Genomic DNA, 12,120 nt, shown 5'->3' with positions numbered 1-12,120 from the left:
TATAAATTGGAATATTTCATTTTTCCAAGAGTAAAGCCTACGTCAAAGGATTTTTTATTACTTGCATAAAAATTTATAAAATGTTCAATTATTAAGATTGGTATTTGATTATAAAGGATAAAATAATGACCGTTATTCTTCAGGTAGATTTCCCATCTCAGGGCCCATTTGGCGAAGCTATGAGCCAAGCCTATCAAGCTCTTGCTGAAAGCATTAATCAAGAAACAGGCATGATCTGGAAAATCTGGACAGAAAACAGAGACACTCAGGAAGCAGGTGGTATTTATCTATTTGATAATAAAGAAAATGCAGAAAATTATTTAAAAATGCATACTGTGCGTCTGACGAGTTTTGGGGTAAAAAATATTCGTGGAAAAATATTTCAGATCAATTCAGCATTATCTGATATTAATCAAGTAAACTTCTTAAAATAACTGAATTGTACATGTGAATGACAACATACCTGATCTTGACTAAAAAAGATCAGGTATTTATAACACAAAATACTGTCATTAAATTTGGTTTAAGAACTTGAGGGAAATAGTAAAATGAGGAGTTTATTAAAAAATTATAATGTTTATTGGCATATGGGCAGTCACACTTAACTACACAAGCGATTTTTAAAATGGATTTGACAATTCGTCGCGAATACCACGGCAAACAGATCCATCTATTACGCACAGGTTATTTAGAATAAGCGTTAAACAGAATATATTTTTTGAATATGAGCTATAAATAGCTTTTTTTTATAAAAACTTAATGATTTTTTTAACAGAATAGATTTTTTTCATAAATCAATTTTTGCTTAGTTCTATATTATAAATTCCAGCAATTAAATTGAATCTCAGCCCCAATCTTTTACCTCTGTTTCGATAACATTCTGCAAGTATCTTTGAATAGCCACTAACTTTGTAGAAACCTGTTAGTTAGATAAAATGGCTAATTAATGAGGTGCCTACAGACTATAACCCTAAGTATTCAAAATTGATGATCCGCTACTAGAATAATACTTAAAAAGATCTGCAAAGAGTTATATGTGGGCTACACGTGAATAGCATTGAATAAGAAAAATACAGAGTAGCCCAAAAAATCACAAATTCTTCATGTTCCTTTTCATAAGATGACATCCGTCAGTTTGATCTGATCAGGAAATATGGATAGATATTCATTTGAACTCAATCAACTTTCTATATTTTTAAAAAAATTAACGTAATAGAGGACATATTGTGCGTAGTGTAGTTGAATATGTGGGAGCAGATCTGTCACGGATTATTGAAATGGCTTGGGAGGATAGAACACCTTTTGAAGCCATACAGCGTGAGTTTGGTTTGAATGAATCTGAAGTGATTCGCTTAATGCGTCAGAATATGAAATCAAGTAGTTTTAAATTATGGCGTGAACGAGTGACGGGACGTAAAACTAAACATTTGCAACTGCGTTCACCGGATGTGATTCGGGCCTATTGTTCGCGACAGTACAAACGTTTCTAGCAGCTTCACTCTATCTTAATGTGACAGAGGACTCCATCCAATGAAGGGTGGAGGTGAATTTCACGATGATAGGCGCTGTTTGGATTGACGTTTACATCTTTCAGAACAATATCTGACCTCATTCCAGCAGCGTTGCCATTTCTTGCGCCAGGCAAAAGGACGCAGGCAGTGAGCACAGATTTTCTCCGGTAAATGCTGTTTTTTCATGCTGCTATAACTCATTAACCTGACTGAGCAACTGTTGGGCATGCGTGATAATCTGATCTTTGTCTTGCAGTTTATCTAGCTGTCGATAGATCATGCTCATGCGTGGATTGGAGCGGAAGACCCCGTCATGCTTGATCATGAAATACCAATACAGGCTGTTAAAAGGACAACTATCTGCTTCAGTCCTAGTTTTAACATTGTAAGGACAGTGCTTACAATAATTGGACATTTTTTGAATGTAATTTCCGGAAGCCGCATAGGGTTTACTCGCCAGTAAACCACCATCGGCATGCATTACCATGCCAAGAGTGTTGGGAAGTTCCACCCATTCATAAGCATCGGCATAGACCGCTAAATACCATTCACTGATCTGCTGAGGATCGACACCGCTTAATAGAGCAAAGTTACCGGTAATCATTAAACGCTGGATATGATGAGCATAGGCATGTTCAAAGGTATTGCGAAAGCACTCGGCCATGCAGGTCATTTTGGTTCGGCTCGTCCAGTAAAACTGTGGCAGAGGAGCAGAATAATTCAGTGCATTGCTGTTGGCGTATTCGGGCATGCGCAGCCAGTAAATGCCACGGACATATTCCCGCCAACCGAGAATTTGCCGAATAAAGCCTTCGACCGCATTGAGTGGAGCATCACCGCTGTGGTAAGCAGCTTCTACTGCATCACAGACTTCTTTTGCTCCGAGCAGACCGCAATTCAAATAAGGCGACAGCAGGCTGTGAAACAGGGTATCTTCGCCATAGACCATGGCATCTTGGTAATCGCCAAAATGAGGCAAATTGTTGGCAATGAAATGCTGCAGCGCAAGCAGGGCATTGCTGCGCGTGGTGGCCCAGCGGAAATTTGCAACATGGCCCATGTGATGGGGAAACTCGCGTCTTACCAGTTCAATCACATCCAAATCAATCTGATCAAGCTCAAACCTTAGCGGAGCAGGCAAGGATAGCTTGCCAGACCAAGTCTTGCGGTTGTCACGATCATAGTTCCACTGTTGTCCCAGCGGCTGCTGTTGCTGCATTAAATAACCCGTTTGCTTGCGCATTTCGCGGTAGAAATATTCCATGCGCAGGGTATGGTACCGGCTAGCCCACTGCCGGAACTGGGCAGGACTGCAAAAAAAGCGATCGTCATTCAGGCAGTGCACCGGCAGTTGCAGTTGGCTGCTCCAGTGATTCTCAATCTCATACTGCAACCGGTATTCACCACAATGGGTGATGACCACCGCAGTGGCTGGTAATAGTTGCTGCTGTAAATGAACGAAATCAATTAGTTTGTGAATTCTGCTGTCACGTTGGAAGGGATGATAGCGGACACGCCAGCCTTGGGTTTTGAGTTCCTTGGAAAAATGACGCATAGCGCTGAAAATCAGGGCTATTTTTTGTGGATGATGGGCGACATACGTACTTTCCTCAAGCACTTCCGCCATCAAGATGACGTCCTGTGCACGATCCAGGAATTTGAGTGTCGCCAGCTGATGATGAAGTTGATCACCGAGGATTAAACCAAAACGCATAAACATGATTCAGGATGTGGAGGAAACAGCAGTGTAAATGCTGAGAGTTCAATTTTTTGTGAAAATACTCTGCTCAGCAACCATCATCGCTAAGTTTTAAAGATTTCCCAGGTGTCGATACATGACTATTGATGCACAAGAATCCTCAGTAAGCCTACTTACTGTCCTGAATTTTTCCAGTTCATCTGTTTCATAACAGCTGTGAAAATTATGTGATTTTAATCAAAAAGATACAAATTATTATGATTGTAATTCAGATCGGTTACGCCTAATATTTTCCATGAAGTTACTCCATGTAAGCTTCCTTAGTTTTGTCCCATACGCCCCCTGTATGGGATTTTTTTTAATCCAGGGATCTGAATCAGCATGCACTCAAAAGCTTATATTTTTAGACAGCAGCAACTGCTGGTTGACGACAATTTTCAGTTACCTCAGGTGGAAAGATTTCAGCATGACCTGAACTTGTCTGAAGATGGTGAAATCATTGCTCGGGACCTGCAAGAGGATGAGTCTGTACCTGAAGGCTATCAGCTCGTTCCGATCCGGCAGTTGGTGCAGGTGTGGAGTAGACAGCAGTTCGAACAGGCAAGCCGCGCGGTTCAGTTACTGGAATGGCGTCGTAATCATCAGTTCTGCAGTCATTGTGGCCATCAGACGCAGCAACATGTTAGCCAGTATGCGATGGTCTGTCCTGCCTGTGGCTATAATCAGTATCCAAGAGTCAATCCCTGTGTCATTACTATCATTACCCGCGGGCCAGATGAAATTTTACTGGCGAAAAATGCCCGCAATAAAACCCAGATGTACAGTTTAATTGCCGGGTTTGTGGAAGTGGGTGAAACACTTGAGGAAGCTGTGCGTCGTGAAACGCTGGAAGAAGTGGGGCTTCAGGTCAAAAATATTCAATATCTAGCAAGTCAGCCGTGGCCTTTTCCGAGCAACCTAATGATGGCATTTAAGGCAGAATATCATGCTGGCAACATTCAAATACAGGAAAATGAACTGACTGATGCTCAGTTTTTCAAGTTTAATCAGTTGCCAGAGATTCCATTTCAGGGCAGCATCGCTCATGCCATGATCATGCATGTAATGAATGGAACGCCTGTGGCAGATGATACCAAAGAATGGCTTTGAAATAGAGGTATTCGCATTCATCTTCCTTTTCGAAGAAGAAAGATATGAAATTTATGCCACCAAGAAAAGTAATTTTTATAGTCAATACTTGCGCAGGAGCTAGCTCGTTTCCGTCATCTATCGTGAAATAAAGGCTTAGCAGCTACCATGCTAAACAGGCCCAATAGCTTTCGGATCGGAGCAATTGGATAGATAAAATTTATGTAAAATACGCAAGTGTATCTGCACATCATATTATCCATATGAAGATATATTCTCCTGAGCAGGATTCGAGTTATCTATACAATCTTGAAAATTTTTCCACTTAAGGTACTTTGAAAAAACATTTCAAAGCTGGGCCGAATATCTTCGCCATCCACTGTAATATGTTTTACATGAGAATAAGATTTCGTATTCTCAAAATGATGATCTACAGTGGCTTGAATTGAGTGTTTAACCCCAAATTGATCTTTTACACTGATAAGTTGTTTAAGCATTAATATACCTTGAATAAAATTATGATTTTGGAAAACAACTCTAAAATTAAATTTTGAATTATAAAAAAGCACTAATTAGTGCTTTTTTATTACTGCTTATTATTACTTAGATAGCAACAATATTTACAGCGTTCGGTCCTTTTTGACCTTGAGCTACACTGAATTCAACCATTTGACCTTCAAGTAAGGTTTTGAAACCTGAACTCGCGATTTCGCTGAAATGAGCAAAAACATCTGGACCTGATTCTTGTTGAATGAAACCAAAACCTTTAGTTTCATTGAACCACTTTACAGTACCTTTAACAATATTTGAGTTTGACATAATATATCCTACTAATTTTAATAATTTTTAGTCATTTATTGACTGGGTGTAACCTTGAAAATAATAAAGAAGCGACTTAAAATCTGAAAAAACGAAGGATTATGACTAAAACTGCGATACTTAAAGAAGATTTACCGAAACAAGACTTTTTTCTAGTTAAGTTAACTATACACTAAAAATATGAATAATCAAGTTTTCTTATATGTATATTTATTTTTCTTGTAATAAAATAAGGTTAGTCTAGCTTAACTAGTAGGTTGGACAAGGACAATGAATGCGATTATATAGTTCTATAAGGCTTTGTGGCACTAACATTGGTAATAAGTAGCGTTGGTTAGAACGATCGGTATTCCTAAACGAATTTTACCTTGCATTTCATTCTGTTTACGCAACAGATTTATTTCAGCTTATTTTATTTAACCTAAGATTTTTTTACAAGTATGCAAATACTCCACACCATTAACATGAGGTAGCCTTATTTTGAAGATGTCTCAAATGCTTTTGGACTCATCACATCAAGATGCGAATGACGCCTGATCGGATTGTAAAACATCTCGATATAATCAAACACATCTGCACAGGCCATTTCTTGGGTTTTATAGATCCTCTTTTTAATTCTTTCCTTAGCAGTATACTGCGCAAGCCCAAGCCCTCGACAACTCATGCTTGGGATTAAATTATGCTTTTGGCAATTTTTTCCAGTCTACGCTGCTGTATTGTGAGCCTTGGTCTGAATGTATAATCCAGGCTAATTTGGCCTGCATCGCCACACTGCCATGAGTAGTGCATCCAAAATGATATCCTTAGCAAGAGTAGGTTTCATCGACCAACCGATCACTTTTCTCGAATATAAATCAAGAACTCTAGCCAGATATAACTACCCTTGACAGGTCCGAATATAGGTAATATCAGTGACCCAGGAAGTATCCGGGGGAGTTCACAGCAAACTCTCGATTAAGTAATTTGGTGACACAATCTGAGGACGAGACCACGACCATAGTTTTTATGTTCCTTATCTCCTCTAATAGCTGTAATACCATTATTTTTCATGATCTTGAATACATGATTTTGTCCACAGCTTTCACCCAACTCTTTAAGATCCAGCATGATGCGACGATAACCATAGATGCCATTTAATATGATCTTGATTCATCGTATTGAAATATTGGTGTTACAAAATAGCACTATTCATGTGATTAATTTAAATCGAATAGGGGATTGAAAAATGAATAGTTTGCTAACAAAATTACAAGGCTTATTAGTACGTGAGCCGTCAGATTTAACCTCTCAAATAATTGCTAAAATGGATTTAACCATTCATCGCCAATACCAAGCTAAACAGGTGATACTGTTACGTACTGACTATTTAGAATAGTTTAAGAATTTAAAAAACACAAAATAATGAAGCTATAAAAAGGTTCCTTTAAAAAACCGAAATTTATTACGATTAGAATAATACCCAAATACTCACTTTTAAACAGTGTAAGCAGCAATGTGATGAAGTTTGATATATTGAGCTACAGTTGCCTATTTACATAACAGGTAGAGGAAATCGTAAAAAAGAACTATGAGGATTGGGAAATTGAACTGTTGGAGTTCAATGGAGAAGCTGATTATGTTCATTTGTTGCTCAATATGCACCCAAATATCATGCCGAGCAAGTTCATCAATAATCTAAAAACGGTATCAAGTCGCCTGATCAGAAAAGAGTTTAAGAGTGAACTCAAAAAACACTACTGGAAACCTGTTCTTTGGATTAGAGCCTACTGTTTGCTGACCACAGGAGGAGCAACAATTGATATGATTAGACAGTACATCGAGAAACAGGAAAGACCAGAATGATCTTGCGTAACAATGTTTCTCATATTCATCCTCACGTAAAACATATTTATAGGTGAGGAACTTCGAACTTTTTAGTTAAAATAAATATTTTTTATTCAAGTAACTGACCTATTTCAAGGCGGGTATAGCCCCGATCTTTAAAAATATAAATAATAGCTTCTTTATAGGCTTCTGACTTTGCTGTTTTATATTTATTGATGAGTTGAATTTCAGTATTTAACTCTAAGTCATTTTTTATAGATAAGACTTCTGTAGAGATTGCTTTAAAAATCTTGAGATTAAACATACAGGTACTCTTTTCCTATGTTGTAGCGGCCCGACTACAACAAATACCTGCCTAAGCAAATGTATGAAACCCTTAGCCAAAGCATTACAGGAGATGAAGGAATCTGCAAGTTTTTCTAAATTAGAAGCATGAATAATCATCTAAATTGCTGCCCCTTTAACATAAAAGCTCTTATGTAAATTCAATAAAGTGTGGAGCATCTAATAAGAAAATAGAAATTTGCTATAGAGACGTTTCTAATTTCAAGCACATGATATCTAAACTTCAATGTTGAATTATTTTTTCTGCATTGGTTTGCTGGATATCTTTTAAGAAAAATATCATTTTTTCTACTATTCTAAATTTCTTTAAGTATTCTTATTTTAGTTATTTCGCTTCACAAAAAATTCACTATGAAAGAACTATTATTATAATTGAAAGTTAATATCTAAAGATATTTTCAGTCACCATTATCCGGACTAATTGTGGAGATACTTACAGCATTAGATATATTAAGTATTTTTATTTAATACCTGTTTTAATGATTTATATTAATATATTTTAATTTAAATCTGATACCAGATTAATTATTTTATTTTTGGTTTTATAAAACATGTATTTGGTTTTGTATCTTTAATTTTTTGGTGGTTTGATGGTTAATTATTTTCTATTTATTTTTTGTGAATAGAGAATATTATAATTTTATTGGCTTTTAAAATATAAATGGATGAATCTGTGGCTATAGAATTCGTGGCTAAATCTAAATTACCGACTGCTTTTGGTGATTTTGAAATTATAGTATTTCAAGATCCAGACACAGGTGAAGAACATGTTGCTCTTTCTCAAGGGTTAGATGCTACTTCAATGAAACCAATATTGGTCCGAATACATTCTGAATGCTTAACTGGCGATGCTTTCGGTTCATTAAAATGTGATTGTGGTCCACAATTACATTCCACAATGAAAATGATTAGTGATGAAGGTCAGGGAGTTATTTTATATTTACGTCAAGAAGGTCGGGGGATAGGTTTGACGAACAAAATTCGTGCCTATGCACTCCAAGATCAAGGACATGATACCGTTGATGCAAACTTGCTTTTAAACTTACCGGCAGATGCACGTCACTATGATATGTGTACTATTATGCTTGATTATTTAAAAGTTAAAGAAGTAAAACTCATTACTAATAATCCTCTTAAAATTAATGCCTTAAAAGATTTAGGTGTAAATGTAGTTGATCGTGTTGCTATAACAGTAGGTTTAAATATCTTTAATCAAGGTTATTTACAAACTAAACAAGAACGCATGTCACATATGTATGAAAAATGTGACTTTTAGTAGATGTAAATTTCATTAATTTCCTAAATTAATATATTGGACTAAAAATGCTAAATAAAATCATCCTACTATCAATTTTTCTTATTCCATTAAGTGCAATTGCAGATGAAATTCAGCCTACCATCAAAAAATCCACAGGCTTCAGTGTAGGCTTAGGTCTTGTAGGAAGCACAAGTCTATATATTGGTGAAGATATAGACCTGATGCCAGTTCCTCTATTATCTTATGAAGGGGATCGCTTCTTTTTACGTGGCCTTTATGGAGGTATGAAATTCTATAAAAATGAGTTATTCACATTGAATGGCATCGTAAACGTCAATATGAATAAGCTTGATGTGGATGATTTAAATGAATCGGAGTTGGCTCAAAAAAAATTAAGTAGAACGCAATTAGAAGATCGTGATCTCAGTGCTGATGTTGGATTAGAAGCGATAGTGAAAGCACCTTATGGAATTATTTCCGTGCAAGCACTCAATGATGTTGGCAATGCTAGTGATGCTGCAGAAGTAAAAGCAAACTATCAATATTTTTGGAGATTAAATAATAAATTCACTCTTATGCCAAATGTGGGATTGGAATGGTTGTCGGATAGCCGAGCCAATTATTATTACGGCACACTAGATAGCGAAGTCGCTAAAGGCGTAGAAGAATATAGACCTAATAACCTCATTATTCCGTATGTTTCCTTAGGGGGAAGTTATTCATTCAATCAAAAATTGAGAGTAACTTCTGCCATAACACATAAATTTTTACCCGATAAAATAGTAGAGAGTCCCTTAATTGATAGTCATTCAATAACTAACTTCTTTATCGGACTCACATATAAATTCTAAATTTATCTAAAATTAACATAGTACAACTGATACCCAATCAAAATTGTAAATCCCCAATATAAATGTCAGGTTTCTCCAAAGTAGAAATTAGAGATTTTCTTAGCGGGCGGTTTAATAGGTTGAGGTCTATATCGGATAAAAAACTTAAACGATTACCAGTCTTGCAAGAAGTCGGTGATCAATGTTTAACTCCGGTCCCAAACTGCTGATACTTCATATCTCAGAACCTCAGATCAGATGCTTGCTGCAAATATATAATGCTCAAGTAGCTACATAGCAGATGCTAAATGTGGTCAAACCAGCAATTCCAGGCTTCCTTAAGAGCTTATACTCAAGTGCCTTAATATAGTTGCTGATCAATTCCATGGTTTCGAACCGACCTTAGGGTAATCCTCCCATAAATAACCGAAGTTAAAAGTAGAGGTTAAGCAGCCATTAAAGGTGGCTTTCCTTTGTTAGCCTGATGTGGTCTTTCATGATTGTAATGCCACAGCCAACTTGTTGCATAATCTTGTACTTCATCCAAAGTATCAAATAAATGTTTGCTCAGCCAGCTATAACGTACGGTTCTATTATAACGTTCAATATATGCATTCTGCTGTGGCTTACCTGGTTGAATATATTCAATACGTATACTGTGTTCAGTTGCCCAGCGTACAAATTCATGACTGATAAATTCAGGTCCATTGTCACATCGGATCACTAACGGTTTTTCTCGATATTCTAGTAACTGATTGAGGGTTCGAATAACTCGGATTGTAGGTAATGAGAATCCTGCTTCAATCGCTAAACCTTCTCGACGGTAATCATCAATCACATTTAATAATCGGAACTTTCGACCATCGATCAGCTGATCATGCATAAAATCCAGTGACCAGACCTGATTTTCCCGGATCGGTTCTTTCAGAGGTTCTGGTGCATGCCGTTTCAGTCTTCTTCTTGGCTTAATACGCAGGTTTAGCGCTAGTTCACAGTAAATGCGGTAAACACGCTTGTGATTCCAAGCATAATTTTCAACATGACGTAGATAAGAGAAACACAGACCAAAGCCCCAATCTGTATTTTCTTCAGTGAGTTCAATCAACTGTTCTGCAATGAGAGCATTGTCATCACTGAGTTGAGCCTGATAACGGTAGCAGGTTTCACTGATACTAAATGCACGGCAAGCTAGACGAATGCTAATGGCATGATGGGCAACTGCCTGTTGTGCCATCTTACGTCGGCAAGATGGCTTCACCACTTTTTTGCCATCGCTTCCTGAATGATTTCTGCCTTTAATCGTTCTTCTGCATACATCTTTTTAAGTCTGGTATTTTCTGCTTCCAGCTCTTTCAGCCGTGCCATCAATGATGTATCCATACCACCATATTTGGCACGCCATTTATAAAAGGTCGCATTACTCATGCCGTGTTCACGGCAAAGGGCGGCAACAGGTGTACCAGATTCAGCCTGCTTCAAGATGGACATGATTTGGCTGTCAGTAAATTTAGATGTTTTCATGCAGAATCTCCTGCTTATATCTTAAGAGAAAATTCTACTTTTAAATCCTATTATTTTTAGGGTGGATTACCTTAGCGCATGAAAAGCTCACCATCCTTCCTGAGTTTAATATCTCAATAGAAAAAAATTGTTATAAAGCATTTAACGTGTCTGGACTTTAACTAATCTCTAGTTTTGGTATACACCTTTTAGTTGGATATGGACTTTTACCGCTCTCCTAGATGAATTTTGTCTAATCTTTGGCTTCGGCCTTTAACCAATTAACAATATTCATAACATCACTGTTAGAACTCTTTTTTCTTGTTATCGCATAAAAGTTATAGTCGCAATATATAAAGCCAAAAGGAGCTATGACTCTTCCATTCAATATTTCTTTTTCTACTAAAATTTGAGGTGCTATTGCAATACCTAACCCGGAAACAGCTGCCTCTATCATTAAATTTAGACTATCAAAATAACGTTCACTTGATTTATGGGGAGAATGAAGCCTTGATCTATCCAACCATATATTCCATGCATTTTTATTGGAATGGGTATGAAGTAGTGGATAATTCAAAATATCATTTATCGTGTTTAGACTATATGTTTTACGATTACAAATAGGTCCCATGTTATCAGGAAATAAAATGTATTTCTCTAGAGACTCCGGAAGGGTTTGAGCTAGATTCAAACTATTGATAAAAATATCAATTTTTTCTTTTTCTAATAACTTTAAATCATTGCATGTCATTAATTTAACATGGATATTCGGATAAATGATTTCGAGTTTTTCTAATCGTGGAATGAGCCAATTCGCCATAAAACTATGAGATGCTCCAATAACAATTTCAACGTCAGAAGCTTTATTTGTTAACTCAAAGACACATTTTTCTAGATCGTTAAAAAAGTGAGTACAAAGGCGGAATAAGTCTTCTGCATCTTTGGTTAAAGAGATAGTTGATGAATGTCGAATAAACAATTTTTTATCAAGCCATTCTTCCAACTGTTTTATTTGATGGCTAACAGCACTATGAGTTACGCATAGTTCTTCTGCAGCTAAGCTGAAACTTCTATTTCTAGCCACCGCTTCAAATGCTTTCAAAGCATTTAATGGTGGTAACTTTCTACTTTTCATAGTGTGAGTTTTTCTAACATCATGATCTAAAAATATATCAATTATATAAAAAATGGAAATCTTTTAAGATG

The 12,120-nt window shown here is 36.6% G+C and carries 14 protein-coding genes and 3 pseudogenes; 8 read left to right on the top strand and 9 right to left on the bottom strand.

Going from position 1 to position 12,120, the window contains the following annotated elements:
* Window positions 1-125: 125 nt before the first annotated feature.
* A complete protein-coding gene (locus HLH18_RS12805; RefSeq protein ID WP_171547141.1) occupies window positions 126-434 on the top strand; it encodes a monooxygenase in 309 nt (102 codons plus the stop codon).
* Window positions 435-794: 360 nt separating this feature from the next.
* On the opposite strand, the pseudogene HLH18_RS12800 reads toward HLH18_RS12805, so the two are convergent.
* Window positions 795-893 (bottom strand): annotated as a pseudogene (locus HLH18_RS12800) (IS5/IS1182 family transposase); the annotation flags it as partial.
* 354 nt (window positions 894-1,247) lie between these two features.
* On the opposite strand from HLH18_RS12800, the gene HLH18_RS12795 reads away from it, so the two are divergent.
* Window positions 1,248-1,490: a TIGR03643 family protein gene (locus tag HLH18_RS12795; protein ID WP_350643453.1), complete on the top strand. Its 243-nt coding sequence runs from the start codon at window positions 1,248-1,250 to the stop codon at window positions 1,488-1,490.
* Window positions 1,491-1,550: 60 nt separating this feature from the next.
* On the opposite strand, the gene HLH18_RS12790 is transcribed toward HLH18_RS12795, so the two are convergent.
* A complete protein-coding gene (locus HLH18_RS12790) occupies window positions 1,551-1,697 on the bottom strand; it encodes a DUF2256 domain-containing protein (RefSeq protein ID WP_171547139.1) in 147 nt (48 codons plus the stop codon).
* Between the two features lie 4 nt (window positions 1,698-1,701).
* On the bottom strand, window positions 1,702-3,225 hold the full coding sequence (locus tag HLH18_RS12785; RefSeq protein WP_171547138.1) for a cryptochrome/photolyase family protein: 1,524 nt from the start codon (window positions 3,223-3,225) through the stop codon (window positions 1,702-1,704).
* A gap of 366 nt (window positions 3,226-3,591) precedes the next feature.
* Between HLH18_RS12785 and nudC the strand changes: the two genes are divergently transcribed.
* Window positions 3,592-4,359, top strand: a complete 768-nt coding sequence (gene nudC, locus HLH18_RS12780) for an NAD(+) diphosphatase (RefSeq protein ID WP_171547137.1) — start codon at window positions 3,592-3,594, stop codon at window positions 4,357-4,359.
* Window positions 4,360-4,637: 278 nt separating this feature from the next.
* On the opposite strand, the gene HLH18_RS12775 is transcribed toward nudC, so the two are convergent.
* From HLH18_RS12775 to HLH18_RS16345, 3 genes and pseudogenes are all read right to left on the bottom strand, one after another.
* Complete coding sequence (locus HLH18_RS12775) at window positions 4,638-4,835, bottom strand: hypothetical protein (protein ID WP_171547136.1); 198 nt, start codon at window positions 4,833-4,835, stop codon at window positions 4,638-4,640.
* A gap of 106 nt (window positions 4,836-4,941) precedes the next feature.
* Window positions 4,942-5,157: a cold-shock protein gene (locus tag HLH18_RS12770; protein WP_171547135.1), complete on the bottom strand. Its 216-nt coding sequence runs from the start codon at window positions 5,155-5,157 to the stop codon at window positions 4,942-4,944.
* A 475-nt stretch (window positions 5,158-5,632) separates the two neighbouring features.
* Window positions 5,633-6,288 (bottom strand): annotated as a pseudogene (locus HLH18_RS16345) (IS3 family transposase); the annotation flags it as partial.
* Between the two features lie 94 nt (window positions 6,289-6,382).
* On the opposite strand from HLH18_RS16345, the gene HLH18_RS16075 reads away from it, so the two are divergent.
* Together HLH18_RS16075 and tnpA are read left to right on the top strand one after the other, a co-directional pair.
* On the top strand, window positions 6,383-6,532 hold the full coding sequence (locus HLH18_RS16075) for a hypothetical protein (protein WP_250852424.1): 150 nt from the start codon (window positions 6,383-6,385) through the stop codon (window positions 6,530-6,532).
* 176 nt (window positions 6,533-6,708) lie between these two features.
* Window positions 6,709-6,999 (top strand): IS200/IS605 family transposase, encoded by a 291-nt coding sequence (gene tnpA / locus HLH18_RS16265; RefSeq protein ID WP_171547277.1) that lies wholly within the window; start codon window positions 6,709-6,711, stop codon window positions 6,997-6,999.
* A gap of 91 nt (window positions 7,000-7,090) precedes the next feature.
* Here tnpA and HLH18_RS12750 read toward each other — a convergent pair whose 3' ends face one another.
* A complete protein-coding gene (locus HLH18_RS12750; protein ID WP_171547133.1) occupies window positions 7,091-7,285 on the bottom strand; it encodes a hypothetical protein in 195 nt (64 codons plus the stop codon).
* A gap of 714 nt (window positions 7,286-7,999) precedes the next feature.
* Here HLH18_RS12750 and ribA point away from each other — a divergent pair.
* The 3 genes and pseudogenes from ribA to HLH18_RS16070 all read left to right on the top strand — a co-directional run.
* Window positions 8,000-8,602 (top strand): GTP cyclohydrolase II, encoded by a 603-nt coding sequence (ribA, locus tag HLH18_RS12745; protein WP_171547132.1) that lies wholly within the window; start codon window positions 8,000-8,002, stop codon window positions 8,600-8,602.
* A 47-nt stretch (window positions 8,603-8,649) separates the two neighbouring features.
* Window positions 8,650-9,435 carry a MipA/OmpV family protein gene (locus HLH18_RS12740; RefSeq protein ID WP_171547131.1) on the top strand — a complete coding sequence of 262 codons (786 nt, stop codon included), beginning with the start codon at window positions 8,650-8,652 and terminating at the stop codon, window positions 9,433-9,435.
* A gap of 128 nt (window positions 9,436-9,563) precedes the next feature.
* Window positions 9,564-9,819: pseudogene (locus HLH18_RS16070) on the top strand (ISNCY family transposase); the annotation flags it as partial.
* Window positions 9,820-9,859: 40 nt separating this feature from the next.
* Here the strand turns inward: HLH18_RS16070 and HLH18_RS12735 are convergent.
* Both HLH18_RS12735 and HLH18_RS12730 read right to left on the bottom strand, forming a co-directional pair.
* A protein-coding gene (locus tag HLH18_RS12735) for an IS3 family transposase (protein WP_171529913.1) occupies window positions 9,860-10,935 on the bottom strand; the annotation gives its coding sequence in 2 pieces (ribosomal slippage) (window positions 9,860-10,683 and window positions 10,683-10,935; 1,077 coding nt in all).
* A 232-nt stretch (window positions 10,936-11,167) separates the two neighbouring features.
* The gene (locus HLH18_RS12730; RefSeq protein ID WP_171547130.1) at window positions 11,168-12,049 is read right to left on the bottom strand and encodes a LysR substrate-binding domain-containing protein; all 882 of its coding nucleotides are present in this window, start codon (window positions 12,047-12,049) and stop codon (window positions 11,168-11,170) included.
* Window positions 12,050-12,120 lie beyond the last annotated feature (71 nt).

The sequence above is a fragment of the Acinetobacter sp. ANC 5414 genome, from assembly GCF_013004295.1.
Taxonomy (GTDB): Bacteria; Pseudomonadota; Gammaproteobacteria; order Pseudomonadales; family Moraxellaceae; genus Acinetobacter.
The sequence above is the reverse complement of the archived record's forward strand: the minus strand, read 5'-3'. Positions and strand labels throughout refer to the sequence as shown.